The sequence below is a fragment of the Kitasatospora sp. NPDC057904 genome (assembly GCF_042887925.1).
Taxonomy (GTDB): domain Bacteria; phylum Actinomycetota; class Actinomycetes; order Streptomycetales; family Streptomycetaceae; genus Kitasatospora.
Genome location: NZ_JBHVOL010000036.1, coordinates 15,343 through 39,837, shown reverse-complemented (window position 1 = coordinate 39,837; position 24,495 = coordinate 15,343). Strand labels below are relative to the sequence as shown.

General features: G+C 74.4%; 26 protein-coding genes. 11 read left to right on the top strand and 15 right to left on the bottom strand.

Annotated elements, in window-relative coordinates:
* Positions 1 to 70: 70 nt before the first annotated feature.
* Positions 71 to 265 (bottom strand): hypothetical protein, encoded by a 195-nt coding sequence (locus ACFVSN_RS42330; protein ID WP_188305060.1) that lies wholly within the window; start codon positions 263 to 265, stop codon positions 71 to 73.
* Between the two features lie 433 nt (positions 266 to 698).
* Between ACFVSN_RS42330 and ACFVSN_RS42325 the strand changes: the two genes are divergently transcribed.
* The 4 genes from ACFVSN_RS42325 to ACFVSN_RS42310 all read left to right on the top strand — a co-directional run bounded on the left by ACFVSN_RS42325 (position 699) and on the right by ACFVSN_RS42310 (position 3,443).
* Positions 699 to 1,115, top strand: coding sequence for an ankyrin repeat domain-containing protein (locus ACFVSN_RS42325; RefSeq protein WP_380443161.1), 417 nt, complete (start codon positions 699 to 701; stop codon positions 1,113 to 1,115).
* Between the two features lie 36 nt (positions 1,116 to 1,151).
* A complete protein-coding gene (locus ACFVSN_RS42320) occupies positions 1,152 to 1,685 on the top strand; it encodes a GNAT family N-acetyltransferase (RefSeq protein WP_380443163.1) in 534 nt (177 codons plus the stop codon).
* 60 nt (positions 1,686 to 1,745) lie between these two features.
* The gene (locus ACFVSN_RS42315; protein ID WP_387593575.1) at positions 1,746 to 2,819 is read left to right on the top strand and encodes a serine hydrolase domain-containing protein; all 1,074 of its coding nucleotides are present in this window, start codon (positions 1,746 to 1,748) and stop codon (positions 2,817 to 2,819) included.
* Positions 2,820 to 2,939: 120 nt separating this feature from the next.
* The gene (locus ACFVSN_RS42310; protein ID WP_380443167.1) at positions 2,940 to 3,443 is read left to right on the top strand and encodes an NUDIX domain-containing protein; all 504 of its coding nucleotides are present in this window, start codon (positions 2,940 to 2,942) and stop codon (positions 3,441 to 3,443) included.
* 18 nt (positions 3,444 to 3,461) lie between these two features.
* Here the strand turns inward: ACFVSN_RS42310 and ACFVSN_RS42305 are convergent, their stop codons facing one another.
* The 3 genes from ACFVSN_RS42305 to ACFVSN_RS42295 form a co-directional block, all read right to left on the bottom strand.
* Positions 3,462 to 4,115: a vitamin K epoxide reductase family protein gene (locus ACFVSN_RS42305; protein WP_380443169.1), complete on the bottom strand. Its 654-nt coding sequence runs from the start codon at positions 4,113 to 4,115 to the stop codon at positions 3,462 to 3,464.
* 68 nt (positions 4,116 to 4,183) lie between these two features.
* Positions 4,184 to 4,993 (bottom strand): thioredoxin domain-containing protein, encoded by an 810-nt coding sequence (locus tag ACFVSN_RS42300; protein ID WP_380443171.1) that lies wholly within the window; start codon positions 4,991 to 4,993, stop codon positions 4,184 to 4,186.
* Between the two features lie 180 nt (positions 4,994 to 5,173).
* On the bottom strand, positions 5,174 to 5,845 hold the full coding sequence (locus ACFVSN_RS42295; RefSeq protein WP_387958824.1) for a hypothetical protein: 672 nt from the start codon (positions 5,843 to 5,845) through the stop codon (positions 5,174 to 5,176).
* A 214-nt stretch (positions 5,846 to 6,059) separates the two neighbouring features.
* Between ACFVSN_RS42295 and ACFVSN_RS42290 the strand changes: the two genes are divergently transcribed.
* Entirely contained in the window at positions 6,060 to 6,938 is an 879-nt protein-coding gene (locus tag ACFVSN_RS42290; RefSeq protein ID WP_387958822.1) for a CHAD domain-containing protein, read from the top strand.
* Positions 6,939 to 7,080: 142 nt separating this feature from the next.
* On the opposite strand, the gene ACFVSN_RS42285 is transcribed toward ACFVSN_RS42290, so the two are convergent.
* Complete coding sequence (locus ACFVSN_RS42285; protein WP_380506857.1) at positions 7,081 to 7,782, bottom strand: uracil-DNA glycosylase; 702 nt, start codon at positions 7,780 to 7,782, stop codon at positions 7,081 to 7,083.
* A gap of 211 nt (positions 7,783 to 7,993) precedes the next feature.
* On the opposite strand from ACFVSN_RS42285, the gene ACFVSN_RS42280 reads away from it, so the two are divergent.
* Both ACFVSN_RS42280 and ACFVSN_RS42275 read left to right on the top strand, forming a co-directional pair.
* A complete protein-coding gene (locus ACFVSN_RS42280) occupies positions 7,994 to 8,947 on the top strand; it encodes an SPFH domain-containing protein (RefSeq protein ID WP_387958820.1) in 954 nt (317 codons plus the stop codon).
* A 111-nt stretch (positions 8,948 to 9,058) separates the two neighbouring features.
* Positions 9,059 to 9,502, top strand: a complete 444-nt coding sequence (locus ACFVSN_RS42275; RefSeq protein ID WP_380443180.1) for a CBS domain-containing protein — start codon at positions 9,059 to 9,061, stop codon at positions 9,500 to 9,502.
* A 31-nt stretch (positions 9,503 to 9,533) separates the two neighbouring features.
* On the opposite strand, the gene ACFVSN_RS42270 is transcribed toward ACFVSN_RS42275, so the two are convergent.
* On the bottom strand, positions 9,534 to 9,944 hold the full coding sequence (locus ACFVSN_RS42270; RefSeq protein ID WP_380443182.1) for a PaaI family thioesterase: 411 nt from the start codon (positions 9,942 to 9,944) through the stop codon (positions 9,534 to 9,536).
* A 32-nt stretch (positions 9,945 to 9,976) separates the two neighbouring features.
* Positions 9,977 to 10,597 carry a TetR/AcrR family transcriptional regulator gene (locus ACFVSN_RS42265; RefSeq protein ID WP_387593570.1) on the bottom strand — a complete coding sequence of 207 codons (621 nt, stop codon included), beginning with the start codon at positions 10,595 to 10,597 and terminating at the stop codon, positions 9,977 to 9,979.
* 73 nt (positions 10,598 to 10,670) lie between these two features.
* Between ACFVSN_RS42265 and ACFVSN_RS42260 the strand changes: the two genes are divergently transcribed.
* Entirely contained in the window at positions 10,671 to 11,147 is a 477-nt protein-coding gene (locus tag ACFVSN_RS42260) for a DUF1453 domain-containing protein (protein ID WP_387958818.1), read from the top strand.
* On the opposite strand, the gene ACFVSN_RS42255 is transcribed toward ACFVSN_RS42260, so the two are convergent.
* From ACFVSN_RS42255 to ACFVSN_RS42245, 3 genes are all read right to left on the bottom strand, one after another.
* Positions 11,144 to 14,065, bottom strand: a complete 2,922-nt coding sequence (locus tag ACFVSN_RS42255) for an FAD-binding and (Fe-S)-binding domain-containing protein (RefSeq protein WP_387958816.1) — start codon at positions 14,063 to 14,065, stop codon at positions 11,144 to 11,146. The genes ACFVSN_RS42260 and ACFVSN_RS42255 overlap by 4 nt on opposite strands.
* 132 nt (positions 14,066 to 14,197) lie before the next feature.
* Positions 14,198 to 15,214: a glycosyltransferase family 2 protein gene (locus tag ACFVSN_RS42250; protein ID WP_387958814.1), complete on the bottom strand. Its 1,017-nt coding sequence runs from the start codon at positions 15,212 to 15,214 to the stop codon at positions 14,198 to 14,200.
* A gap of 227 nt (positions 15,215 to 15,441) precedes the next feature.
* Positions 15,442 to 16,074 carry a transglycosylase SLT domain-containing protein gene (locus ACFVSN_RS42245; RefSeq protein WP_387958812.1) on the bottom strand — a complete coding sequence of 211 codons (633 nt, stop codon included), beginning with the start codon at positions 16,072 to 16,074 and terminating at the stop codon, positions 15,442 to 15,444.
* Between the two features lie 586 nt (positions 16,075 to 16,660).
* Between ACFVSN_RS42245 and ACFVSN_RS42240 the strand changes: the two genes are divergently transcribed.
* Entirely contained in the window at positions 16,661 to 17,449 is a 789-nt protein-coding gene (locus ACFVSN_RS42240; protein WP_387958810.1) for a serine protease, read from the top strand.
* A 194-nt stretch (positions 17,450 to 17,643) separates the two neighbouring features.
* Here the strand turns inward: ACFVSN_RS42240 and ACFVSN_RS42235 are convergent, their stop codons facing one another.
* The 3 genes from ACFVSN_RS42235 to ACFVSN_RS42225 all read right to left on the bottom strand — a co-directional run bounded on the left by ACFVSN_RS42235 (position 17,644) and on the right by ACFVSN_RS42225 (position 21,075).
* Positions 17,644 to 18,849, bottom strand: coding sequence for a helix-turn-helix domain-containing protein (locus ACFVSN_RS42235; RefSeq protein ID WP_387958808.1), 1,206 nt, complete (start codon positions 18,847 to 18,849; stop codon positions 17,644 to 17,646).
* 310 nt (positions 18,850 to 19,159) lie between these two features.
* Positions 19,160 to 20,608, bottom strand: coding sequence for an amino acid permease (locus tag ACFVSN_RS42230; protein ID WP_380443199.1), 1,449 nt, complete (start codon positions 20,606 to 20,608; stop codon positions 19,160 to 19,162).
* Between the two features lie 245 nt (positions 20,609 to 20,853).
* Positions 20,854 to 21,075, bottom strand: a complete 222-nt coding sequence (locus tag ACFVSN_RS42225; RefSeq protein WP_387958807.1) for a hypothetical protein — start codon at positions 21,073 to 21,075, stop codon at positions 20,854 to 20,856.
* A 98-nt stretch (positions 21,076 to 21,173) separates the two neighbouring features.
* Between ACFVSN_RS42225 and ACFVSN_RS42220 the strand changes: the two genes are divergently transcribed.
* Positions 21,174 to 22,172 carry a Ku protein gene (locus tag ACFVSN_RS42220; protein ID WP_380506854.1) on the top strand — a complete coding sequence of 333 codons (999 nt, stop codon included), beginning with the start codon at positions 21,174 to 21,176 and terminating at the stop codon, positions 22,170 to 22,172.
* Between the two features lie 90 nt (positions 22,173 to 22,262).
* The gene (locus ACFVSN_RS42215; RefSeq protein WP_380506811.1) at positions 22,263 to 22,547 is read left to right on the top strand and encodes a hypothetical protein; all 285 of its coding nucleotides are present in this window, start codon (positions 22,263 to 22,265) and stop codon (positions 22,545 to 22,547) included.
* Positions 22,548 to 22,580: 33 nt separating this feature from the next.
* On the opposite strand, the gene ACFVSN_RS42210 is transcribed toward ACFVSN_RS42215, so the two are convergent.
* Together ACFVSN_RS42210 and ACFVSN_RS42205 are read right to left on the bottom strand one after the other, a co-directional pair.
* Positions 22,581 to 23,969 carry an NADP-dependent succinic semialdehyde dehydrogenase gene (locus ACFVSN_RS42210; protein ID WP_387958806.1) on the bottom strand — a complete coding sequence of 463 codons (1,389 nt, stop codon included), beginning with the start codon at positions 23,967 to 23,969 and terminating at the stop codon, positions 22,581 to 22,583.
* A gap of 145 nt (positions 23,970 to 24,114) precedes the next feature.
* Positions 24,115 to 24,396, bottom strand: a complete 282-nt coding sequence (locus tag ACFVSN_RS42205; protein WP_380443207.1) for a DUF6158 family protein — start codon at positions 24,394 to 24,396, stop codon at positions 24,115 to 24,117.
* Positions 24,397 to 24,495 lie beyond the last annotated feature (99 nt).

Sequence of the window (24,495 nt, the reverse complement as noted above, 5' to 3'; positions counted from 1 at the left end):
GACTGTCGTCGTACGACGGGGCCCGGGGCGGTGGGATCCGCGCCCGGGCCCGTACGGGGGAGTGGCGGCGCTAGAACCTGAGGCCGCCGAGCAGGCTGGCGAGGCTCGCGCCGCCCGCGGTGATGCTCGGTGCGATCGAGGAGCCGGCGACGTAGAAGCCGAAGAGCGCGCAGACGATCGCGTGGGAGACCTTTAGTCCGTCCCGGCGGAAGAACAGAAAGGCGATGGTGCCGAACAGGACGATGCCGGAAATCGAGAGGATCACGTTCTGCTCCTCGGGGAGGGGGACAGGGACAGTGTCACTGAAAGTGCCCTAATCGTGACAAAAAGTAATAGATGATGGAACGGTGCAAATGGGTGGTTTCACCGTTCAATACCGCCGTGGGGCTCGGGCGGAGGTATGCGAACCGGCCCGGGTCGGGGCCGTGCGGCGCTCTGTTGCGGTGCGGCGAGGCATTCCCGGCGGGTGGGCGGGAAGTTTCCGGGGGGTCCCGGAAGTTCGCTCGAACGGCTGCGCAACCGATCCGTCGGCGTGTCGTTTCCGGTGGAGCCCGCATCCGCCATCCGGACGCGTGCTGGCCCGGGCGTCCGCCCGGCGGCTACGGTGCGGTACGCGCGGCCGGCACCGCCACCGAGCACGAACCGACCGCGAACCGACCGCGAACCGCCCGCGAATCGACCACGAGAGGCCGCCCGCCATGACCGACGCCGCCAGCCCGCAGCCCGCCGACGCCCCCGACGCCGAGGTGATCGCGCTCGCCGGGAAGCTCTTCGACGCCGCCCGGGCCGGGGACACCGCCGCCCTGACCGCCGCCGTCGACGCGGGCGTCTCCGCGAACCTGACCAACGGCAGCGGCGACACGCTGCTCATGCTCGCCGCCTACCACGCCCACGCCGGTACGGTCGCCGCCCTGGTCGAGCGCGGCGCCGACCCGAACCGCGCCAACGACAAGGGGCAGACCCCGCTCGCGGGCGCCGTCTTCAAGGGCGCGGTGGACGTCGTCGACGCCCTGCTGGCCGCCGGCGCCGACCCGAAGGCCGGCTTCCCGTCCGCCGTCGACGCCGCCGCGATGTTCGGCAAGGCGGACCTCCTCGCCCGGTTCGAGGGCCGCTGAGTCCAGGCCGCGCCCCAGGTCGTAGGCTTTTCGTCCATGGAGAGCAGCGCGACAGAGAGCACGTCGGCCGGGGCCGCCGGCACCGTCGAGTACCGGGTCACCGGCTACGGCCACCCCGACGCCCAGGCCCTGTCGGCCGAGGTGCAGCAGGAGTACGTCCGCCGCTACGGCGACCCGGACGAGACCGTGCTGCACCCCGACGACTTCGAGGCGCCGGCCGGACTGTTCCTGATCGCCTACCTGGACGGCCGGCCGGTCGCCTGCGGCGGGTGGCGGGCCAAGCAGGCCGGCCCGCACGGGCTGCGCGACGGTGACGCCGAGCTGAAGCGGATGTTCGTCGTCCCGGGCGCCCGCGGGCGCGGCCTCGCCAGGGGCGTGCTGCGCCGGCTGGAGCAGACCGCCGCCGAGGCCGGCCGCACGCGCTTCGTCCTGGAGACCGGCACCGAGCAGCCCGAGGCCGTCGCGCTGTACCACTCCGAGGGGTACGAGGCGATACGGAAGTTCGGGATCTACCGCGAGCACCCGCAGAGCATCTGCCTCGGCAAGGAGTTCACCTCCGCGTCCGACTGACGGACCGTCCGCCGGGTAGGCTCCGGGCGAGACCGGTCCGGGGCACGTTCAGGGGGACGGATGAGTCACCAACCGCCGGCGCCCGACCGGCTCCCCGCCCTGGCCGCGCCCGGCGGGGCGCTGGACCGGCTGGTCCGCGCCGGCGCGCGAGGAGTCGGGGCGGGGGCGGTCTGGGCCGTCGGCGACGCCGGCGGGACGGTCGGGCGGGGCGCCCACGGGCCGCTCGGGCAGGGCTCGTACGCGCGGCTCTCGCCCGGACCGGACACCCGGTACGACCTCGCGAGCCTCACCAAGATCGTCGCGCTCTGGCCGTGCGCCGGGGCGCTGTGGCAGGCCGGCCGCCTCCCGCTCGACGAACCCCTCGGGCACTACTGGCCGGACGCCGCGGGGCAGCCGGCCGGCGAGGTGACGACCCGTCAACTTCTCGCCCACACCGCCGGATTGCTGCCACGGACGAACTTCGAGCGGCTCTACGGGCGCGACCTCGCGGCGATCCGCTCCGGCGTCATCGCCGCCCCGCTGCACCGCGCGCCCGGCACCGCCGTCGAGTACACCGACCGCGCCGCCGTGCTCCTCGGCCACCTCGTCGAACACCTCGGCGGCGCCCCGCTCGACGAGCTCGCCGCCCGCCGGGCCTGGCGGCCGCTGGGCATGTCCGACACCCGCTACGGGCCGCTCGGCCCCGGCGACACCGCCCACGCCGCGCCCACCGAGTACGACGAGACCCTCGGCGCCCACCTGCGCGGCGTCGTCCACGACCCGTCCGCCCGCCTCCTCGGCGGTGTCTCCGGCAACGCGGGCGCCTTCTCGACCGCCCGCGACCTCGGCCGCTTCCTCGCCGCCCTGCTCGACCCGCCGCCCGGACTCTCCTGGGGCGAGCCGTGGATCGCCGAGTCCCTGCGCGAACAGACCGGCGGGCTCGCCCCCGCCCGCGGCCTCTCCTGGCTCGTCGCCCCCGGCACCGACCCGGCCGACGGCACCTTCGTCCACTACGGGTTCACCGGCACCGGGATCTGGATCTCCCGCCGGCTCGGCCGCTGGGCGCTGCTGCTCACCAACAAGGTCCACTACGACCGCGAGGTCCAGCCGCTCACCGACCTGCGCAACGCCTTCCGGCGGGCCGTCTTCGGCTAGCGCCGTGCTGTTGGGCCCCCGCGCCACCCGATCGGGTGGATCTCGCACGAACCACCGCTCCCGGTGCGGAACCTGGGGCAGAGTGGGCCACGACGGACGGGTGGTGGCGGAGGAGTCGCGATGACGGAGACCTGGCAGCTCTCGGAGGGGGAGTGGCTGGCGCGCATGGTGCGCGCGTACGTCGGCTGCAGCGTCCTGCTCACCGACGCCATGGGCAACGTTCTCCTCCTGAAGCCGATCTACCGCGCCCACTGGCTCTTCCCCGGCGGCGGCATGGACCCCGGCGAGGGCCCGGCCGAGTGCGCCGCTCGCGAACTGCGCGAGGAGACGGGGCTCGTGCTCGACGACGAACCACGGCTGGTCGTCGTCGAGTGGCGCGACCCGATCCCCAAACAGCGCGAACACGCCCACCCCGCCGTCCAGTTCATGTTCGACGGCGGGGTGCTCGACGCCGCCGCCGAAATCCGCTGCCAGGCCGAGGAGATCGCCGAGTACGGCTTCTTCACCCCGGCCCGGGCGGCCGCGCTGCTCCACCCGAACGCGGCACGGCGGCTCACCCGGGCCCTGGACGCCAGGCGCGCCGGGCTCACCGCGCTGCTCCACTCGACGGGCTACCTCGGCTGAACTCCGCCCGGCCGACCGTCAGACGAGAGTGCTCCAGTAGTACCAGAACCGGTTGAGGATCAGCAGCGCGATCACCGCCGCCCACAGCACCGGCAGCGCCCAGTGGTAGCGCGCCGCCTCCCGCACGACCGTCCGCAGCCGCGGGCCCGCCGGGATCACGCCCGAGCGCAGGTTGTGCAGCGTCGTGTACCAGAACAGCGCCACGACCGTCGCCCACACCACCATGCAGTACGGGCACAACGCGCCGATCTCGTACAGCGCCTGGTCGATCAGCCAGTGCACGAAGACCACGCCCAGGAACGTCCCCGCCTGGAGGCCCAGCCAGAACCAGCGGCGGTACGCGGCGCCGGCCAGCAGTCCCGCGCCGATCGCCGCCAGTGCGCCGAAGGCGGCCAGCCCGATCAGCGGGTTGGGGAAGCCGAACACCCCCGCCTGCTCGGTGCGCATCACCGAACCGCAGCTGATCACCGGGTTGATGTTGCAGGTCGGGACGTACGACGGGTTCTCCAGGATGCGGAGCTTGTCGAAGGTCAGGACGGCGGAGGCCGCCAGCCCGATCAGCCCGGCGAGGAGCAGGAGCAGCGAGAGCGCCCGGCCGGCGCCGATCGGGGCGCCCCCCGGGGCGGGGCCGGCGGCGGGGCGGGGCACGTGCACGGAGGTAGAGGCGGTCATGGCAGCACACTCCGGTGGCTGGGAAGGGTGCCGGCCCGGCCGGGGTTCGGCCGGGCCGGTGGAGCTCGCTACAGGCCGGCGGCCTGCTTGACCTGCGCCGTGAACTGGTCCGGAGTGGCCGGGTTCTGGCCCGAGAACAGTGTGACCGGCTTGCCGTCGACCTTCACCGTCGGCGTGCCCTGCACCCCGCTGTCGTTGAACGCGTTCGCGACCTTCGCCGCCCACGGCGCGTAGGTGCCGTCCTGGACGGCCTTGACGAAGGCGTCGGTCTTCAGGCCCGGCACCTGGTCGGCCAGTTCCAGGATCTTGTTGGTGTCGCCGAAGCTGTCGGTGCGCTCGTCGGGCTGGTTCTTGTAGAGCACGTCGTGGAAGGCCTTGAACTTGTCCACGCCCTCGTTGAGCGCGGCGCCGGCGGCGGCCAGCGCGGTGCGCGAGCCCTTGCCGCCGAGGGCCTTGTCCAGGAACGCGGCCAGGTGGAACTCGACCTTGATCTGGCCGTCCGCGGTGAGCTGCTTGACCGTCTCGCCGTTGGCCGCCTCGAAGTGCTTGCACACCGGGCAGCGGAAGTCCTCGTAGACCTCCATCGTGTGCGGGGCGTCGGCCTTGCCGTAGGTGATCACGGTGCCGTCCTGGCCGGAGGCGTTCGCGGGCACGACCAGCGGTGCCGAGGAGCCCGACCCGGCGGCCGTCTCCTTGTCCTTCTTGGCCGAGTTCACGGCGATCGCCCCGGCGCCCGCGATGGCGAGGACCACGACGGACGCGACGGCGATGACGATGCGCTGGCGGCGCTTGGCGGCCGCCTGCTCACGGCGCTGCGCCTCCTGGATCCGCTCGCGGGCGCTGATGCGCTGGGACTGCTTGCTGTTGGCCTGAGCCATGGGGGTCAACTCCTGTACGCGGCGCGCGGGTGCGCGCGGGATGCCTCGCTCGGGCGTGCCTCGGAGGGGCGTGCCTCGTTGGGCTGTGCCTCGTCGGGCCGTGCCTCACTGGGGCGTGCCGAGGGGCGGGGTGGGTGAACGCGGGAGTCGTGCGCCGGGCCCGTGGCCGTGGGAACGGTGTCAGCAGGCCGGCGCGAAGGCCGGCGGGCCGCGCCGGGGCGCGGGGCTGAGGACGACGTCCTCGCGGCGGGGACGCTCGTGGTCGGACACCGGCAGCGGCACCCGCAGCACCGGGCGCACCGGGGCCGGGACCAGCAGCAGGAGCAGTGCCCGCAGCGGCGCGGCCACCGACTGGCTCAGGGCGCGCAGCGCCCGGGCCAGCCCGGTCAGGGCGGCATCGCCCAGCCGCAGCCAGGCGGACGCGGCCACCGCGATCATCAGGTGCACCAGCAGGACGAGGAGCTGGGTCGCGGCGGGCGCGAACGGTCCGTCGTGCCCGAGCGGCCCGGACAGCAGCGAGCCGTCCACCGAACCGCCGCCGCACACCAGCAGGTTCATGCCGCGCGCAGGCACGTGCTCGCTCAGGATCGGGCCACAGCCGGTCTGGCCGAGGTTGAACGTCGTGTTGAGCAGCAGCTCCACCGGCACCATCACGGCGGAGATGTGCAGCAGCCGCCGCTCCCCGCCGGCCAGCGCGGCCGACACCAGGAAGACGACGGCGGTCGCGGCGGCCACCAGTGTGAGCGGCAGCGGGCGACCCGTGATGACCACCTGGCCCAGCGCGGACAGCGGCACGGCGAGCGCGGTGAACACCGCGGCCCGCAGGGCCCTGGTCGCACGGGTGGACGTCATCACGTCCGGGAGTATGTCACGACCCTTACACCCGGCACGAGGGTGCGGGCCTGAACGGTGCCCCTCGGGAGGGGGTGGCGGGTCGTGCCGCGCGGTCGCCCGTGGTGGACGGAAGATGGACGCCCAGTAGACAAGGAGGGTCGGAGGACTAGCCTGGAAGGCGTTTCGCCGCTCCCGGGATGGGGCGGCGACCCCGACGAGGGGGTGAATGCCCATGGCCCGGCCCGACGCCACGGTCGGACAGGTGCTGCTCGCCCGCATCGAGGCCCAGGCCGCCGTGCTCGCCGGACTCGACGACGCCGTCCGCGCGGACGAGCCGGACGCGGTCCACCGGATGCGGGTCGCCTGCCGGCGCCTGCGCAGCGCGCTGCGGACGTACCGGCGCCTCTTCGCGGCCGGCGCCACGGACGAGCTCGTGGCCGAGCTGAGGTGGCTGGCCGCCGCCCTCGGCCGCGCGCGCGACCGCGAGGTCCTGGCCGAGCGGCTCGCGGCCCGCGCCCGGGCGCTGCCCGCCGAGTGCGGCCCGGAACGGGTGGCCGCGGAACTGGAACGGTGGGGCGGGGCCGAGTACCGCCGGATCCGGCCCGAAGTGGTGGCCGCCCTCGACAGCTCCCGCCGCCGTGCCCTCGCCGCCGGGCTGGCCGGGCTGCTGGCCGCCCCGCCGCTGCGCCGCCGGGCCCGGCGCCCGGCGGTGCCCGAGCTGTCGCGCATCGCCGCCAGGGAGCAGCGGCGCACCGGCCGCCGGGTGCGGGCCGCCCTGGCCGCCGGGCCCGAGGACCGGGACCGCGCCCTGCACGAGGCCCGCAAGGCCGCCAAGCGCGCCCGCTACGCCGGTGAGACCGCCGCGCCGGCGGTGGGCGGGGCTGCGGACCGGTACGTCGAGCGGATGAAGGCCGTGCAGGAGGTGCTGGGCGAGCACCAGGACGCCGCCGTGGCCGCCGCCGCCCTGGCCGGCCAGGCCGCGACGAGCGGCGAGGCGTTCGCGTACGGGGTGCTGTACGGCGGACAGCTGGCGGCGGCGGAGGCGGCCCGGGACCGCCTCCCGGCGGTGTGGGCCCGGGCGTCGCGGCACAAGCTGGTGCGCTTCGGGTAGGGCCGTGCCGGGCGTCGCAACGCGGTGGACCTATCCGGCCACGGCACCAGGGCCACGGCACCGGCGCCGGGGGCCTCAGGGGGGTGCCCGGTCGACCGCGGGATCATGGCGGCGCGGCGCTTCGGCCGAGCACCCCGCCCCGCTACTTCGGGTCGAGGCCGGCGGTGCGGGCGGCGGTGCGGAGGAGGTCGTGGAGCATCTCGGTCGTGAGGCGGCCGGTGTTCGTGTTGCGCGGGCTCACGTGGTAGCAGCCGTAGAGGTGGAGCGGCGGGCCGCCGTCGGTGGCGGGCAGGGTGGCGTGGGCGGCGTGGCCGAACGCGGGGCGTGGCCGCGGGACCTCCCAGCCGGCGGCGGCCACGGCCGGGAGCAGGGCCTGCCAGGCGAACCCGCCGAGGGCGACGACCGTCCGCACGGTGGGGCGCAGGAGCTCCAGTTCCCGGGTGATCCAGGGGCGGCAGGTGTCGCGCTCGGCGGTGGTCGGCTTGTTGTCGGGCGGGGCGCAGCGCACCGGGTCGGTGACGCGGACGCCGCGCAGCTCCAGGCCGTCGCCGTGGCGGACGGACTCCGGGCGGTTGGCGAGCCCGAGCTCGTACAGGGCCGCGTACAGGATGTCGCCGGAGGGGTCGCCGGTGAAGATGCGGCCGGTGCGGTTGGCGCCGTGGGCGGCGGGGGCGAGGCCGACGAGGACGAGCGGGGCGTCGGGCGGGCCGAAGCCGGGGATCGGGCGGGCCCAGTAGTCCCAGTCCTGGTAGGCGCGGCGCTTGGTGCGGGCGGTCTCCTCGCGCCACTCGACCAGGCGCGGGCAGGCGCGGCAGCCGGTGACGACGCGGTCCAGGGCGGCCATTGCGGCGGCGCGGGCGGCGGCCTCGGCGGGGTGGCGCGGGTGGCCGGGGTCGTCGGCGGGGGACAGCGGCATGGCGACGATCCTAGGGCCGGGCTCCGTTCTCCCGGCTCGCACCCGGGCAGGCGTAGCGTGGAACCAGCTGCTCCGGCGGCCCCCGGTCGGCCCGGGTCGGCCACGGCCGGGACGGGTGGGCGCGCGCGAGGAGGCCGCGATGATCGTCGATGCGGTGCTGGGGGCGATCGGGGGTCTGGTGGGGCTGGGGGCGGTCTGGGCGGGCCTGAGCATCAGGGTGGTCCAGCAGTTCCAGAAGGGCGTGGTGTTCCGCTTCGGGCGGGTGCGGGACGAGGTGCGCGAGCCCGGGCTGGTCGCGCTGATGCCGATCGCGGACAAGCTGCGCAAGGTCAACGTGCAGATCGTGACGATGCCGATCCCGGCGCAGGAGGGCATCACCCGGGACAACGTGACCGTGCGGGTGGACGCGGTGGTCTACTTCCGGGTGGAGGACCCGGTCAAGGCGACCGTCAACGTGCAGGACTACAACTTCGCGATCTCCCAGGTCGCGCAGACCTCGCTGCGGTCGATCATCGGCAAGAGCGAGCTGGACGACCTGCTGGCCAACCGCGAACCGATCAACCAGGGCCTGGAGTTGATGATCGACAGTCCGGCGCTGGGCTGGGGCATCCAGATCGACCGGGTGGAGATCAAGGACGTCGCCCTGCCGGAGTCGATGAAGCGCTCGATCGCCCGGCAGGCGGAGGCCGAGCGCGAGCGCCGGGCGCGGATCATCACGGCGGACGGCGAGTACCAGGCCTCGGCCCGCCTGTCGGAGGCCGCCGCGGTGATGAGCGCGACCCCGGCGGCGCTCCAACTGCGGCTGCTGCAGACCGTGGTGGAGGTGGCGGCGGAGAAGAACTCGACGCTCGTGCTGCCGTTCCCGGTGGAGCTGCTGCGCTTCCTGGACTCGGCGACGGACGCCCAGCTGCGGTCGGCGCGGAACGCGGTCGCCGAGACCGCGCAGCCGGCCGTCGACACCGCGCAGCCGGCCGTCGAGGACGGCGCGCAGCAGCTGGAACTCCCGCCGCTGGAGGAGCTGTTGAAGCCATCGCCGCCGCTGGAGGGCGCGGAGGCGGAGGACCGGCGCGCCGAGCACGGCAAGGCGGCCTGAGGGCGGTCCGGAGGCGGCCGTGAGGCTCCCCGGGGCTGCCCCGGTGGCGACCGTCGGCCGCCCGGACCACGATGGACAACGGGGACGGCAGGCACGTCAGGGAGGCGGACCATGACCAGAGCCAGCGACATCATGCACCCGGGCGCGGAGTGCATCCGCGAGCACGAGACGCTCGCCACCGCCGCCCGGATCATGCGGGACCGGGACGTCGGGGCGCTGCCCATCTGCGGCGAGAACGAGAAGCTGCTGGGCATCGTCACCGACCGTGACATCGTGCTCAAGTGCATCGCGGAGGGCCGGGACCCGTCCGCGGTGACGGCGGGCGAGCTGGCCGAGGGCCGGCCGATGACGGTGGAGGCGGACGAGGACACCGAGCAGGTGCTGCGCGTGATGGAGCAGTACCGGGTGCGCCGGCTGCCGGTGATCAACCACCCCGAGCACAAGCTGGTCGGGATGATCAGCGAAGCGGACATCGCGCGCGGGATGCCGCAGGCGCGGGTGGCGGAGTTCGTGTCGGCGGTGTGCGCGGAGGAGGCGCCGAAGGCGGACGCGTGACGCGCGTCCGCCCTTCGGGGGGAGCGTCCGGTCAGGCGAGCGCGTAGACCGTGGTGGCGTGCGCGGCCGGCTCCTCGTCGCCCTCGGCGGTGAGCGTGATGTCGAGGAAGGCGATCCGCCGGCCGAGCTTGGTCACCCGGGCGTGCACCAGGACGTCCCGCTCGGCGACGGCGCGCTGGAAGGTCGTCGACTGCTGGACGGTGGTCATCGGACCGAAGCCGCCGCGGGCCGCCGACACGGCGATCACGCTCGCGGTGTCGGCGGCGGCCATCAGGGCCTGCCCCGACAGCCCGCCGCCCTCCCGGGCCAGTTGCCCGGACCACGGCAGGCGCAGCACGGCGTGCCGCTCGCCGGTCTCGGTCACCGACAGGCCGAGCGCCTGCACCCAGGGGGCGAAGTTGTCGGCCAGGATCTTGTCCGCCTCGGCGGTGGTGAGGGTCATCCGGCCATTGTGGCGCCGCTGGTGGCCCCGTGTCAGCGGGGTGCGGTGAGGCTGTCGAGGTGACGGCGCAGCACCGTGCGCAGCTCGTCCGGGCCGACCAGGTCGGGGTGCTGGACGGCCTGGAGGGTGAGGCCGTCGAGGAGGGCGGAGAGGCGGCGGGTCTCGACGGCGAGGTCGAGGCCGGGGGCGAGGGCGCCGGAGCGGGCGGTCTCTTCGAGGACGCGGCGGACGAGGTCGTCCAGGCCCGCCTGCATCTCGGCGGCGCGGGGCCGGAGTTCGGGGCGGGTGCGGGCGGCGGTGACGAAGGCGAGCCAGAGCGCGGACTCCTCGCGCCGCCGGGCGTCCAGCGGGAGGACCTCGGCGAGCAGCGCCTCGGTGCGGGCGGGCCGGTCGCCGGCGGCCGTCGCCGGGTCGAGCAGGGCGCCGGCGTGGGCGCGGATCCGGGCGTCGATGCGGCGGGCCAGCTCCTGCATCGCGAAGATCATCAGCTCCGGGCCGCCCGCGAAGTAGTGCCGGACCGACCCGACGGCGAGCCCGGCCTCCTCGGCGACGTTGCGCAGTGAGGCGTGTTCCAGTCCGTCCCGGGCGGCGACCCGCAGTACGGCGTCGGCGACGGCCTGGCGGCGTTCCGCGGGGTCCACGATCTTCGGCATGTTGTCGTTATAGCACGGGTGGGCTAAATTGCTGATTTAGCACAGTCGAGCTAAAAACGTGGGGGGAACCGACATGAACGTCTGGCTGCACGCGGGGCTGATCGCCGCCGTGGTGGCGGTGGTGGTCGTCCGGCGCCTGAACGGCGAACCGCTCAACGCCCGGGACCTGTTCGCGCCGCCCGTGGTGCTGACCGGGATCGGCCTCTGGACGGTCTCCCGGCACGCGGGCCTGCACGCGGCGGACTACGCCTGGATCACCGCGGGCGCCGTCCTCGGCACCGCACTCGGAGCGGCCCGCGGCGTGACCGTCCGCGTCTACGAGCGCGACGGCGTGCTGTGGCAGCGCTACACCTGGCGGACGTTCCTGGTGGCCGGGATCTCCCTCGCCGTCATGGCCGGATTCGCCGCGCTGGCCGCCCACTTCGGCCTCGCCGCGGACGCCCGACCGGTCCAGCTCTCCATCGGCACCGGCTTCCTGGGCGAGGCCCTGGCCGTCGGCCACCGCGCCCTGTCCAGCGGCACGCCGTTCGCCCCGGAGCGGCGGGTCTAGTCCTCCTCCCGCAATCCCCCGGCGATCAGCTCGGCGAGGTGCAACGCCCGGCGGCCTTCGGTGAGTTGGGTGATCTGGGTGCGGCAGCTGAAGCCGTCGGCCAGGATCACCGTGCCGGGGGTGGTGGCGCGCAGTTCGGGGAGGAGGACGCGTTCGGCGATCGCCTCGGAGATCTCGAAGTGGCCCCGCTCGAAGCCGAAGTTGCCGGCCAGGCCGCAGCAGCCGGAGTCCAGGACCCGGTTGTGCAGGCCCAGTCGGGCTTCGACGCGGCGGTCGGCGGCGGTGCCGAGGACGGCGTGCTGGTGGCAGTGGGTCTGGGTGACGGCGTCGCGCGGGATGCGGGGGAGCGGGGCGTCGGGGGCGTGTTCGTCGAGGAACTCGGCGAAGGTGAGCGTGCGTCGGGCGAGCGGGCGGCCGTCCGGGCCGAGCAGGCGGGGGAGGTCCTCGCGCAGGCTGGCGGTGCAGCTCGGATCGAGTCCCACCACGGGGGTGTCGGTGGGCAGGCCGGCCGCGTCGATCGCGCGCAGGCTGCGGCGCAACACCCGCCGGGCGGAGTCGAGTTGGCCGGTGGAGTACCACGTGAGGCCGCAGCAGACCGGGCCGGCGGGCAGGCGGACGTCGAAGCCCAGGTGCTCCAGCACCTCGACGGCCGCGCGCGCCACGTTCGGCTGGAGGTGCTCGGAGAACGTGTCCGGCCAGAGCAGGACGGGCGGTGCGCCCTCCGGGGCCGGGTGCGCGGCGCGGTGCCGGCGGTACCAGCGGGTGAAGGTCTCCGGCGGGAGGACGGGCAGGACGCGCCGCCGGTCGATCCCGCCGAGCCGCTTCAGCAGGGCGCCGGCCGGGGAGCGGGCGAGGGTGTTGGCGGCCCCGGGGGCGAGGGCGGCGGCGCGCAGCCAGAGCGGCAGCCGGCCCATCGAGTAGTGGGAGCGCGGGCGGAGGCGGCGCCGGTAGTGCTGGTACAGGAACTCCGTCCGGTACGTCGCCATGTCGACGTGCACCGGGCAGTCGCTCGCGCAGCCCTTGCAGCCCAGGCAGAGGTCCAGCGCCTCCCGGACCTCCTCCGAGCGCCAGCCGTCGGTGATCGCGGCCTCGGAGCGGTGGCCGGAGGGTGTCCCCGCGCCGCGCAGCATCTCGGCGAGCAGCCTGGCCCGGCCCCGGGTGGAGTGCCGCTCCTCGCTCGTGGCCATGTAGCTCGGGCACATCACCCCGGTGCTGGTGTCGACGCACTTGGCGACGCCGACGCAGCGGTGCACGGCCTTCGTGAGGCTGCCGCCGTCCTGCTCGTACGGGAGGGCGAGGGGCAGGGCGCGGCGCGGGGCGGTGACGAAGCGCAGGTCGGCGTCGAGCGGGCGCGGGTCGACGAGGGCGCCCGGGTTGAGCAGGTTCTCCGGATCCCAGATGTGCTTGAACTCGCGGAAGAGCGCCAGGACTTCGGGCCGGTACATGCGCGGCAGCAGCTCGGCGCGGGCCTGTCCGTCGCCGTGCTCGCCGGAAAGCGAACCGCCGTACGAGACGGCCAGATCGGCCGCCTGCTCCAGGAACTCCCGGAAGACCAGCACCCCTTGGGGCTCGCCGAGCGGGAAGTCGATTCGCAGGTGCACGCAGCCCTCGCCGAAGTGCCCGTACGGCACGCCGCGCAGGCTGTGCCGGCGCAGCAGCGCGCGCAGGTCGCGCAGGTAGTCGCCGAGCCGCTCGGGCGGGACGGCGGAGTCCTCCCAGCCCGGCCAGGCCTCACCGCCTCCCGGCAGCCGGGTGACGGTCCCGGCGCCCGCCTCCCGGACGGCCCACAGCTGCCGCTGCTCGACCGGGTCGGTGACGAGGGCGACGGCGGCCGACGGCTCGCGCCGCACCGCGTCGGCGAGCCGGCGGGCGGCCTGGTAGGCCTCGGTGCGGGTGGCGCCGCCGACCTCCAGGAACAGCCAGCAGGCGCCGGCGGGCAGCCGGTCGAGCGCGGGCGGGCGAGGGCCGGCGGCGAGGAGGGCCTCGATCAGGTCGGCCGCCATGCCCTCGGCGGTCAGCGGGCCCAGCGGCAGCAGGGCGGGGACCGCGTCGGCGGCGGCGCCCTCGTCCGGGTAGCCGGCCACGACGAGTGCGCGGGCGGGCGGGTCCTCGACGAGCCGGACGGTGGCGCCGAGCAGCAGCGCGCAGGTGCCCTCGGTGCCGGTGAGGGCGCGGGCCAGGTCGTGGCCGTGCTCGGGGAGCAGTGCGTCCAGCGGGTAGCCGGAGCCGCGGCGGGGCAGGCGGGGCAGGCCCTGGCGGATGGTCGCGAGGTTGTGGTCGGTGAACTCCTGGAGCAGCGTGTGGAGTTGCCCGGCCCGTCCGGGCAGGGCGCGCAGCGTGTCGCGTTCGGCGGGGGTCAGCGGGCCGCCGACGGTCAGCTCGGTGCCGTCCGCGAGGAGCAGTTCCAGCCGCTCGACGCTGTCGGAGGTGCGCCCCCAGGCGAGCGAGTGCGAGCCGCACGCGTCGTTGCCGATCATGCCGCCGACCGTGCAGCGGCTGTGCGTGGACGGGTCCGGGCCGAACCGCAGCCCGTGGGGGCGGGCGGCGCGCTGGAGGTCGTCCAGGACGACGCCGGGCTCGATCCGGGCCGTGCGGGCCTCGGGGTCGACGTCGAGCACCGCGCCCAGGTGGCGGTGGAAGTCCAGCACCACCGCGCCCGGCCCGATCGCCTGCCCGCTGATGCTCGTGCCCGCCCCGCGGGCCACCACCGGCACCGCGTACCGGCGGCACAGCGCGAGCGCGGTGCGCACGTCGTCCCGGTCGGCCGGCTTGACCACGCCGAGCGGCAGGTGGCGGTAGTTGGAGGCGTCGTGGCCGTAGACCGTGCGCTCGGCGGCGCCGAAGCGGACCTCGCCGCGCAGCTCGGCGGCCAGCTCACGGGCCAGCTCGGCTCCGGGGACGGCGGACGGACGGCTCACCGGGGACCTCCGGGGCGGTGCGGCGACGGCTCCGGCCGATCATGACAGCTCGACGTGCCGCGCGGCAGTGGGCCACCCCGCCCGTTCCTCCGACGGAGTGGCCGCCGTAGCCGCTGCCCCGCGATCCCGGGATCAGGGCTTGCGCCGGTTGGCCCCCGTGATCGTGCCGCGCGCGATGTGGGACAGCTTCGCCACCTCGAACGCCGGGTACGCCCCGCCCGCCAGGAGCGTGAACTTGACGCCCTCGCGCCCGCCCGGCTTCTTGTGCCCGGGCGGCAGGAAACGGCGGTGGTGCTCGGCGGCCCGGTGGAAGAACTGCGGCCGCTCGGCGCGCGTCACGCACCCGGCGAGGTCGAACACGAACAGGTAGTGCCGGATCATCCGGACGAACACCGCGTCGCGGACGGCGTACAGGTGCGGCTGGTCCTCCAGCAGCGCGAAGGCGCGCTCGTACTGCTCGAAGAGGTCGAAGACGCTGCCGCCGGGCGAACCGGTCGGGTGGACGGTCTCCCGGCGCCGCAGCTGCACGCACTCGCGCGGCAGGACGGCCACCCGCTGCGCGCCGAGCATCGCCTCGTACACGACCGGGATCTCCTCGTACCGGCCGTCGGGGAAGGCCAGCTTGAGCTCGGCCCAGTGGCCGCGGCGCACCAGGCGGTCCCAGATCAGCGGCGGCGCGCCCAGCAGCTCCGGGCGCTCGAACGGCCCGGCGACCTCGCTCCCGGCCGCGGCCAGCCGCTGCGCCGCGCCGCCGGCCCACTCGCGGCCGTTGTGCAGCCGGGTGTGCCCGAACTGCAGGACGTCCACCGGGCCGGTCTCCGCCAGCCGGTCCGCGAGCGCCTGGAGCCCGTCCGGCGGCAGCACGTGGTCGGCGTCCAGGAACAGCAGGTACTCGCCGGCCGCCCGCGCCGCTCCGGCGTTGCGCGCCACGCCCACCCCGACCGCGGCGTCCAGGTGCAGCACCGACACCTGCGGGTGCTTCGCCGCGAACGCGTCCACGAGGTCGCGCGGGGTCTCGGCGGAGCGGTCGGCGACCACGATCACCTCGACGTCCCGGAAGGACTGGCCGAGCAGCGAGTCCAAACAGTCCGCCAGCTGTTCGTGCTGGTCGTAAGCGGGGAGCACGACACTGATCAGGGGTGAGGGCATGACGCCGGAGCGTAAGAGGGCGCGCGAACCGTGGCAAAGCCCTGACGCCCCGTAATTCCGGGCAATCCCTGGCAAACCGCACGACCGTGCGCGATATCTTCACGCCGCCTTCCGGACGCGTCCACGCCAGAAACCTGGCCGTATCCGAACGGCACGGGCCCGCGACGCGCTGCGCGCCGCGGGCCCGTGGGGGTGCCGGAGGGGCCGGCTCGGTGTCGGCGGCCGGATCAGTACCAGTGGTGGGTCTGCCAGAAGGACCACGCGCCGCAGGGGCTGCCGTAGCGGGAGTTCATGTAGTCCAGGCCCCACTTGATCTGGGTCGCGGGGTTGGTGCGCCAGTCGGAGCCGGCGGAGGCCATCTTGGAGCCGGGGAGGGCCTGGACGAGGCCGTAGGCGCCGGAGGAGGCGTTGACGGCGAGGGGGTTCCAGGTGCTCTCGCGGGAGACGATGTTGCTGAAGCACTGGAGCTGGCCGGCGGGCACGAGCTGGGCGGCGATCTGCTGCGGGGTGCCGGTGGGGGCCGCGGGGGCGGCGCTGAGGGTCTGGCGCTGCTGGGAGCGGGACGCGGCGGCGTCGGCGTCGGCCTTCGCCTTGGCGTCCGCCTGGGCCTTCGCGTCGGCCTCGGCCTGCGCCTGGGCGGCCGCGGCGGCGTCGGCCTGGGCCTGCGCGGCGGGGTCGGCCTGCGGGGTCTGCGGCGCCTGGGCGGCCTGGTCGACGACCGAGACGGCGGCGACCGGGGTGGCGGCCTCGGCCGTGTCGCCGGCCTGCGGGATCGCCAGCGCGGCGGTGGCGGCACTCGCCACGACGAGGGTGGCGACACCGGTGATCAGGGAATTGCGGCGGGCATGGCTGAGCGGCATGACTGCGGAAGGTCCTTTTCCGTCGGGTGGCATCACACGACCGTCCTCGGACGGCCGCGGCGCCCCGGCGGAACCGGCGGGGCGGGCCGGGCGGCGCGGCGGTGGGACCGTCGGCGCTGCCTGGCGACGAGCCATTCTTGGCAGGGCCGGGGACGGGTGGCAAAGGCGCTCGCTACTACGCCGGGTAGTGGGTGCGGCGGGGGGTGGTCGCCCGTTTTGAGTGGATTGCCCGAGTTGTTCGGCTGGAGGTTGCGGGCCGGTTGCGGACGGTGATCCAGAGGGGGAACGGCATGGTGGCCTGCGTTCTTCAGGTGGGGTGAGGCGCCGGGCGGGCCCGGGATCAAGCGGGTCGGGCGCCCGGTGCGGGGCTTCTGCTACGGAGAGTCGTAGATGGGGAAACCCCTGTGGGCGGCCTCACATGTTTGGCGGGCGGAGTTCGGCGGAGAGTGGTCGGATCGTCACCGGAATGTGGTGGAATCCCGCCTCGCTGTGTTCCTGCCAAGCCGGGCTGGCAGGGCCCGACCCCTCCTGCCGCGCCGCCGCGGCGCGCCACGCTCGATCCTCCCGACCTGTCCAGGAGGTATCGATGAAGCGTCAATTCGGAAGGATCGTCGGTCTGTTGGCCGGATTCGTGTTCGCGGCGGGCATGACGGCCCTGCCCGCCGCGGCCGCCCCGACGCCGTCCCAGACGGTCGTCGGCGGCACGCAGGCCGTGCAGGGCGAGTTCCCGTTCATGGTGCGGCTCTCGATGGGCTGCGGCGGCGCGCTCTACAGCCCGCAGATCGTCCTCACCGCCGCGCACTGCGTGAACGGCACCGGCGCCGACACGACCATCACGGCCACACTCGGCGTCGTCGACCTCAACAGCCCCGACGCCATCACCGCGCAGTCCGCGTACGTGTACCAGTCGCCCGCCTTCAGCGGCGCGGAGAACGGCAACGACTGGGCACTCATCAAGCTGAGCGCGCCGGTCGGCGGCGCACAGGTCGCCACGCTGCCGGTCACCGACTCCACCGCGTACGACGACGGCACCTTCACCATCGTGGGCTGGGGCGCGGCCACCGAGGGCGGCGACCAGCAGCAGTACCTCCTGAAGGCCACCGTGCCGCACGTGGACGACGCGGCCTGCACGACCGCCTACCCGAACCTCGTCACCTCGGCCTCGCTGTGCGCGGGCTACGTCGACCAGGGCGGCGTCGACACCTGCCAGGGCGACTCCGGCGGCCCGATGTTCCGGGCCGACTCGGCCGGGCGGCCCGTCCAGGTCGGCATCGTCAGCTGGGGCAACGGCTGCGCCCGACCGGGCTACCCCGGCGTCTACACCAAGGTGAGCACCTACGCCGCCGACATCGCGGCGGCCGCGGCCACCCTCTGACCGGGGATGCGGAGAGGCGCCCGGGAGCCGGTCCTCGGCCCCCGGGCGCCGGCGCGCGCGGAAGAAGGGGAGGGAGTGGGCCAAGAGGGGGTGCGGGCCCGGCGGTCTGCCGGGGCGGTGAGGGCGTGGGTCTGGTGTGGTGCGGCCCGTTGGCGTGGGTGGTCCCCGGGCGGGGCGAGGGCGGGCACCCCGGTTCAGGGGGTCGGGACGCGCGACAGCAGGCTGCGGGCCTGTCGGGCCTCGTGGGCGGTGCGGCCCGTCGGGGTGGGCGGCAGGTGGGCGAGGAGGGCGGTCGCGGCCTCCGGCTCGCCCGCGTGGGCGTGGGCGGTGGCCAGGCGGGCCGTGACGAGGGCGTGGTCGTGGGGGTGGGTGGAGGGCGGCAGCTGGGTGAGCGCGGTGCTCAGGTGGGCCGCGGCGCTGCGGGCGTGGGACGGGCGGCCGAGGCTCGCGGCGAGGTCGCGGTGGCACGTGCCGTGGGCGACGGTCAGGACGAGGTGGGCGCGCGCGAGCCACGGGCTCGGTTCGCCCGCGCGCAGGGCCGCCGCGGTCAGCCGCTCGGCGTCGGCGAGGGCGCGCAGGGCGTCGGGGGCGGCACCGGCGCGGCCGTACGCGTGGGCCTCGGCGAGGGCGGCCCAGGCCTGGACGCCGGGCCGGGCGGGCAGGAGGAGTGCGGCGGAGCGGGCGGCGCCGGCGAGGGCCAGGGCGGTCGTGGGGTCGCCGTTCCACCAGTGCACCGAGCTCTGCCGGGCGAGCAGGTCGGCGACGGCGGCCCGGTCGTCGGCGGCGCGGGCCCAGGCGAGCCCGCGGCCGTACCAGGCGAGGGCGCGGGTGGGGCGGTCGCCGTCGAAGTGGGCCCAGCCGGCGAGCTCGGCGTAGCGGGCGGCGAGGGCGAGGACGCGGGCGTCCGGTCGCCAGCCGGCCAGGATGCGGGCGTGGTGTTCGAGGACGGCGGTGAGGTCCTCGCCGCCGATGTGGCCGAGGGCGGCGCGGTAGACGGCCAGCAGGCCGCTCTGGACGTCGAGGGCGGCCGCGTCGGGCCGGACGGCGCCGGCGGCCCCGGGCGCGCCGAGCGGGCCGAGTGCGCCGAGGTGTTCGCGTTCCTGCCGCACGGGCTGCCAGAGCTCGGTGAGTTCGCCGCCGGTGCCGAGCAGTGCGTCGGCGCGGACGGCGAGTCCGGGCGGCGGCCAGCGGCGGGCGTTCTCGATCCGGCTGATGAGGGAGTCGTCGTAGCCGAGCCGGCGGCCGAGTTCGGCCTGGCTGAGGCGGTGGACCTCGCGCCAGTGCCGCAGCCGGTGGCCGAAGTGCAGCCGGGCGGAGACGGGGATGGGGGCGGGGATGGGGACCGGGATGGGGACAGGGGAGGGGGAGGGAGCGGGCGAGGGAACGCGGGGGAGCGGCACGGGGCCTCCCGGTGACGGTGGGGGTGCGCTCCGAGGGGGAAGCGCCATGCCGGGGTATCCCCATTGACGTAGACCCGTCAAACGAGTCGCCGCTCAAGCCGCCGTTCAAGCCGTCGCTCAAGCCGCCGTTCAAGCCGTCGCTCAAGCCGCCGTTCAAGCCGTCGCTCAAGCCGCCGTTCAAGCTGCCGTTCAAGGCCGCCGCTCAAGCCGCCGCTCAAGCGCGGGGCGGAGCCCCTGGAACGCGGACCGGGCCCGGGAGCCTCCGCAACGGCTCCCGGGCCCGGCGTTCCTCACGCGCGGGGCGGACGGCTCAGGAATCCGCCGCCACCGCGGCCCGCCGCCGACGGCCCACCACGGCCGAGGCCGCGAGCACGATCGCCGCGGCGACCAGCGACAGGTACATCTGCTTGCGCCCGTCGGAGTCGGTGAACATGTATGCCATCACGAACCCGATCATGCCGATCGCGGTCCAGGTCAGGTACGGGTACAGCCACATCCGCACGGTCAGCCGCTCGGGCATCTCGCGCTCGATGATCTTGCGCATCCGCAGCTGGGTGCCGCAGATCACCAGCCACACGAAGAGCGCGACCGCGCCGGAGGAGTTCAGCAGGAACGCGAACACCGTGTCGGGGGAGGTGTAGTTGAAGAAGACGGCGATGAAGCCGAACACCACCGAGGCCAGGATCGCGACCCGCGGCACGCCGCGCTTGGTGACGGTCGCGAACGCCTTGGGCGCGTCGCCGCGCTGGCCGAGCGAGAAGGCCATCCGGGAGGCCGTGTACATCCCGGAGTTGAGGCAGGACAGGACGGCCGTCAGCACGATCACGTCCATCACCTGGCCGGCGTGCGGGATGCCCACGTGGTTCAGCACCGCGACGTACGGGCTGGCCTTGACCTCGGCGGAGTCCCACGGCAGCAGGGTGACGACGAGCAGGATCGAGCCCAGGTAGAAGACGCCGATGCGCCAGATCACGCTGTTGGTGGCCTTGGTGACGGCCTTCTCCGGGTCCTCGGACTCGCCGGCGGCGAGCGTGACGATCTCGCTGCCCATGAACGCGAACACGACGGTGAGCATGCCGGTGAACACCGCGCCGACGCCGTGCGGCAGGAAGCCGCCGTGGCCGGTGAGGTTGCTGGTGCCGACCGAGTGGGTGCCGGGCAGCAGGCCGAACACGGCGAGGATGCCGATCACCAGGAACGCGGCGATCGCGACGACCTTGATCCCGGCGAACCAGAACTCGAACTCGCCGTAGGACGACACCGAGGCGAGGTTGGTGGCGGTGAGCACCGCCATCACGATCAGCGCGAACGCCCACTGCGGCACGCCGGGCATCCAGTGGTTGAGGATCTTCGCGCCGGCGGTCGCCTCGACCGCGAGCACCACGACCCAGAAGAACCAGTACAGCCAGCCGATGCTGAACCCGGCCCAGCGGCCGAGCGCGCGGTCCGCGTACGCCGAGAACGAGCCGCTCTGCGGGTCGGCCGCGGCCATCTCGCCGAGCATCCGCATCACCAGCACGACCAGCAGGCCGGCCAGCGCGTAGGAGAGCAGGATGCCGGGGCCGGTGGCCGCGATGCCCGCGCCGGAGCCGACGAACAGGCCGGCGCCGATCACGCCGCCGATGGCGATCATCGACAGGTGGCGGTTCTTGAGCCCGGCCTTCAGGTGGCCGTCGCCGCCGTGCCCGCCGTGCCCGTCCGGTCCCGCCTGGTGGGGGACCTTCGCCGTCGTCGCCGGCTTGGTGGTGTCCGCACTCATCAAGGGTGCCCTTTTGCCTTTCCCGCGCGGTGTGACCCTCGGCTCGTCTCGCCGGAGGGTTTGTGGGGACAGACCCGCGCATTGCGGTGCAACCTAACTTCTACGCCCGAGTATCGGAACAAGGCCTCGATAACTGTTCGGTAAGCGGACGAGAAAGCGCAGGTCAGAGGGGGTGCAAAGGTGACGTGGAAGCCTCAAATCTGACGCAGCGTCAGATCGCGTGAGAGCGTTCCGGGATGGGAGGTCTATGCCTCTCGCAGGTCCAGGACGACGATCCGGCGCGCGTCCGCCGGCCGTCCGGTGAGGCGGGCCGCAAGGATCCGGGGGATGTCGCTCTCCTGCGCGTGGCCGGGGAGCAGGGCCACCTCCGCCCGTCGCACCCCGGGCTCCCCGTGGACGGCGTACGCCACCCGGTACGTCGTCCGCTCCGGCGGTGGCGTGCACTGCTCCCGCCCGTCGACAGTCATCGGCACCCGCCTCCTCCGGGCCATTGTCGACCCGGTGTGGCCGAACGGGGCAAATCCGGGCAGAGTGGGATTCTCCGGAAGGGGTGGCCCTCATGCCCATGCAGACCACCTGGAAGGGGACGATCAGCTTCGGGCTGGTCAGCATCCCCGTTCACCTGTACTCGGCGACGCAGGAGCACGACGTCGCACTGCACCAGGTGCACGCCAAGGACGGCGGACGGGTGCGGATGAAGCGGTACTGCGAGCGGGAGGAGAAGGAGGTCCCGTACGCGGAGATCGCCAAGGGCTACGAGTCGCCCGACGGCCGGACCGTCACCCTCACCGACGAGGACCTGGCCGACCTCCCGCTGCCCAGCAAGAAGATCATCGACGTGCTGGCCTTCGTCGACGCCACCGAGATCGACCCGCTGATGTTCTCCAAGGCCTACTACGTCGGCGTCGCCGACAAGGGCGCGGCCAAGCCGTACGCCCTGCTGCGCGACGCGCTCGTCGAGTCCGGCCAGATCGCCGTCACCAAGATCGCGCTGCGCACCCGGGAGTCGCCCGCGGTGCTGCGCGTGCACGACGGCACCCTCGTGCTGCAGACCTGCATCTGGCCCGACGAGGTGCGCCCGGCGGCCGGGATCGCGCCGGAGGAGGACGTCAAGGTACGGCCGCAGGAGCTGAAGATGGCCCGGTCGCTGATGGAGACGCTCTCCGAGGACTTCGACCTCTCCCAGCTCCACGACGACTACCAGCTGGCCCTGCAGCAGGTCGTCCAGGCCCGCCTGGAGGGCGTCGAGATCCCGCACGAGGAGGAGCCCGGCGAGGCGCCCGACAACGTGATCGACCTGATGGAGGCGCTGCGCAGCAGCCTCAAGCAGGCCAAGGTCGCGCACGGCGGCGACGGGCCCGCGGGGGAGGGGCCCGCGCCGCCGCGCAAGCGGGCCGCCCCGGCGAAGAAGACGGCGTCCGCGCAACCCGAGGCCGCCGCGACGAAGACCACCGCCCGCAAGACCACCGCCCGCAAGACGACGACCGGCAAGACGACGACAGGCGAGACGACGACCGGCAAGACGGCCACCCGCAAGACCGCGGCCCCCCGCAAGGCCTCATAGGCCGTGCGGGGAGGTCCGCGGACCAGGCAGTCCCCCTTTCCCGACTTCCCCCTTTCCGACTTTCCCGACCGACGACGGGAGGCGATCCCCATGGACCTGCTGACCTACAAGGAACTCGACACCGGCCCCGACGCCCCGGCGGACCCGAGCTGGGGCCACCGGGCCTGGCACTGGCTGCTGAGCCTCAGCCCGACCGCCGTGACGATCATGGTCGCGCTCTCGATCGGCTTCTGCATGGTCGCGGTGCAGGTGTCCCAGGAGGTCGTGCTCGCCGTGCTGGCCATCTTCTGGGGCCTGACCTTCATCGCGCTGGTGGGCGTGGTCGCCCGCTGGATGACGACGCCCGGCCGGGGCAGGCACCGGATGGCCGCCTGACCCCGGCCGCGCAGGCGCGGGATCCGGGCGGGCTCAGCCGATCCACACCGTGGTGACGTTGCAGAACTCCCGGATCCCGTGCCCCGACAGCTCCCGCCCGAACCCGGAGCGCTTGACGCCGCCGAACGGCAGCGCCGGGTGGGAGGCGGTCATGCCGTTGAAGAACACCCCGCCCGCCTGGATGTCGCGCACGAAGCGCTCCTGCTCCGCCGCGTCCGTCGTCCAGACGTTGGAACTCAGGCCGAACGGCGTGTCGTTGGCGAGTGCGACGGCCTCGTCGAGGTCGGCGACGCGGTAGACGGTGGCGACCGGCCCGAAGGTCTCCTCCAGGTGGATCCGCATGGCCGGGGTGATGCCGGTGAGCACCGTCGGCTCGTAGAAGTACCCGGTGTCCCAGCCCTCGGGGCGCCCGCCGCCGCACTCGACCCGGGCGCCGTGGGAGCGCGCGTCCTCGACGAGTTCCTCCAGGTCGTCCCGGCCCTGGCGGCTGGCGAGCGGGCCGACGTCGGTGGCCTCGTCCATCGGGTCGCCGACCCGCAGGGCGCGCATCGCCTCGCTGAAGCCGGCGGTGAAGGCGTCGTAGACGTCGGTGTGGACGATGAAGCGCTTCGCGGCGATGCAGGACTGGCCGTTGTTCTGCGCCCGGGCCCGGACGGCGGTGCGGACGGCCGCGTCGAGGTCGGCGGACGGCATCACCACGTACGGGTCGCTGCCGCCGAGTTCCAGCACGGCCTTCTTGACCTCGTCGGCCGCGGTGGCGGCAACCGCCCGCCCGGCCGGCTCGCTGCCGGTGAGGGTCACCGCGGCCACCCGGCGGTCCCGGATCACGCCCTCGACCGCGCCGGAACCGATCAGCAGGGTCTGGAAGCAGCCCTCGGGGAAGCCGGCCCGGCGGAACAGCTCCTCCAGCGCGACGGCCGTGCGGGGCACGTTGGAGGCGTGCTTGAGCAGGCCGACGTTGCCGGCCATCAGCGCGGGCGCGGCGAACCGGATCACCTGCCAGAACGGGAAGTTCCACGGCATGACGGCCAGCACGGCGCCGATCGGGCGGTAGCGGACGTAGGCGCGGGCGGCGCCCGAGTCGGCGACGTCGGCCGGGGCCGGGTGCTCGTCGGCGAGCAGCGCCTCGGCGTTGTCGGCGTACCAGCGCATCGCCTTCGCGCACTTGGCGGCCTCGGCCCTGGCCGCGGTGAGCGGCTTGCCCATCTCCTCGGTCATCGTGCGGGCGATCGCCTCCCGGTCCTGGTCGAGCAGGTCGGCGGCCCGGCGCAGCAGCGCGGCGCGGGAGGCGAAACCGGTGGTCCGGTAGCTGTGGAAGGCGGCCTCGGCGAGGGCCAGGCGCCGGTCGAGGCCGGCCGCGTCGAGGGGTTCGAAGGTCTGCAGGATCTCGCCGGTCGCGGGGTTGACGCTTGCGATGGGCATGCGGGGGGCTCCCAGGGTGTCGGGGAAGGGCCTGTGCCCAAACCTGCCCGACCGACCGTCCCCGGACACGCCACCGCCGCCCGGCGTGTCCTGCCGGGCGGTGGGCGGGGACGGCCGGGCGGTGCGTGGGGACGGCCGGCGCGGGCTACTCGGGCAGCGACTCGACCCGGGCGGCGGCCTCGCGCGCACGGGCCCCGGCCCGGGTGCGGCCGGCCGTCACCAGGCGGTTCGGGAAGCGGTGCAGGTACTCGGCCTCCAACTGGCCGGTACGCAGGGTGTGGCGCTTGAGCGCCTCCTCGGAGCCGTACAGGAACGTCTCGTGGCGTGTGCGGTGCAGCTGTTCCAGCTCGTGCAGCAGGATGTCGTTGCCCAGCGCGTGCGGGGAGACGCCCTCGGGCCTGAGCTGCGGGGCGGTGGCGTGCCGCATGTCCGTACCTCCTCGGCGAATGCCCCCCTTGTACCCGGTGCCCGGCTACCCGCTCCAGTACACGCGTTCGGGTGACGGGCGGCATCTCGGGGTGGGCGC

What these genes read in the sequence shown, in the direction of transcription:
- ACFVSN_RS42325 (WP_380443161.1), top strand. Translation starts at nt 699, where the DNA reads ATGACCGACGCCGCCAGCCCGCAGCCCGCCGACGCCCCCGACGCCGAG.
- ACFVSN_RS42320 (WP_380443163.1), top strand. Translation starts at nt 1,152, where the DNA reads ATGGAGAGCAGCGCGACAGAGAGCACGTCGGCCGGGGCCGCCGGCACC.
- ACFVSN_RS42315 (WP_387593575.1), top strand. Translation starts at nt 1,746, where the DNA reads ATGAGTCACCAACCGCCGGCGCCCGACCGGCTCCCCGCCCTGGCCGCG.
- ACFVSN_RS42310 (WP_380443167.1), top strand. Translation starts at nt 2,940, where the DNA reads ATGACGGAGACCTGGCAGCTCTCGGAGGGGGAGTGGCTGGCGCGCATG.
- ACFVSN_RS42305 (WP_380443169.1), bottom strand. Translation starts at nt 4,115, where the DNA reads ATGACCGCCTCTACCTCCGTGCACGTGCCCCGCCCCGCCGCCGGCCCC.
- ACFVSN_RS42300 (WP_380443171.1), bottom strand. Translation starts at nt 4,993, where the DNA reads ATGGCTCAGGCCAACAGCAAGCAGTCCCAGCGCATCAGCGCCCGCGAG.
- ACFVSN_RS42295 (WP_387958824.1), bottom strand. Translation starts at nt 5,845, where the DNA reads ATGACGTCCACCCGTGCGACCAGGGCCCTGCGGGCCGCGGTGTTCACC.
- ACFVSN_RS42290 (WP_387958822.1), top strand. Translation starts at nt 6,060, where the DNA reads ATGGCCCGGCCCGACGCCACGGTCGGACAGGTGCTGCTCGCCCGCATC.
- ACFVSN_RS42285 (WP_380506857.1), bottom strand. Translation starts at nt 7,782, where the DNA reads ATGGCCGCCCTGGACCGCGTCGTCACCGGCTGCCGCGCCTGCCCGCGC.
- ACFVSN_RS42280 (WP_387958820.1), top strand. Translation starts at nt 7,994, where the DNA reads ATGATCGTCGATGCGGTGCTGGGGGCGATCGGGGGTCTGGTGGGGCTG.
- ACFVSN_RS42275 (WP_380443180.1), top strand. Translation starts at nt 9,059, where the DNA reads ATGACCAGAGCCAGCGACATCATGCACCCGGGCGCGGAGTGCATCCGC.
- ACFVSN_RS42270 (WP_380443182.1), bottom strand. Translation starts at nt 9,944, where the DNA reads ATGACCCTCACCACCGCCGAGGCGGACAAGATCCTGGCCGACAACTTC.
- ACFVSN_RS42265 (WP_387593570.1), bottom strand. Translation starts at nt 10,597, where the DNA reads ATGCCGAAGATCGTGGACCCCGCGGAACGCCGCCAGGCCGTCGCCGAC.
- ACFVSN_RS42260 (WP_387958818.1), top strand. Translation starts at nt 10,671, where the DNA reads ATGAACGTCTGGCTGCACGCGGGGCTGATCGCCGCCGTGGTGGCGGTG.
- ACFVSN_RS42250 (WP_387958814.1), bottom strand. Translation starts at nt 15,214, where the DNA reads ATGCCCTCACCCCTGATCAGTGTCGTGCTCCCCGCTTACGACCAGCAC.
- ACFVSN_RS42245 (WP_387958812.1), bottom strand. Translation starts at nt 16,074, where the DNA reads ATGCCGCTCAGCCATGCCCGCCGCAATTCCCTGATCACCGGTGTCGCC.
- ACFVSN_RS42240 (WP_387958810.1), top strand. Translation starts at nt 16,661, where the DNA reads ATGAAGCGTCAATTCGGAAGGATCGTCGGTCTGTTGGCCGGATTCGTG.
- ACFVSN_RS42230 (WP_380443199.1), bottom strand. Translation starts at nt 20,608, where the DNA reads ATGAGTGCGGACACCACCAAGCCGGCGACGACGGCGAAGGTCCCCCAC.
- ACFVSN_RS42225 (WP_387958807.1), bottom strand. Translation starts at nt 21,075, where the DNA reads ATGACTGTCGACGGGCGGGAGCAGTGCACGCCACCGCCGGAGCGGACG.
- ACFVSN_RS42220 (WP_380506854.1), top strand. Translation starts at nt 21,174, where the DNA reads ATGCAGACCACCTGGAAGGGGACGATCAGCTTCGGGCTGGTCAGCATC.
- ACFVSN_RS42215 (WP_380506811.1), top strand. Translation starts at nt 22,263, where the DNA reads ATGGACCTGCTGACCTACAAGGAACTCGACACCGGCCCCGACGCCCCG.
- ACFVSN_RS42210 (WP_387958806.1), bottom strand. Translation starts at nt 23,969, where the DNA reads ATGCCCATCGCAAGCGTCAACCCCGCGACCGGCGAGATCCTGCAGACC.
- ACFVSN_RS42205 (WP_380443207.1), bottom strand. Translation starts at nt 24,396, where the DNA reads ATGCGGCACGCCACCGCCCCGCAGCTCAGGCCCGAGGGCGTCTCCCCG.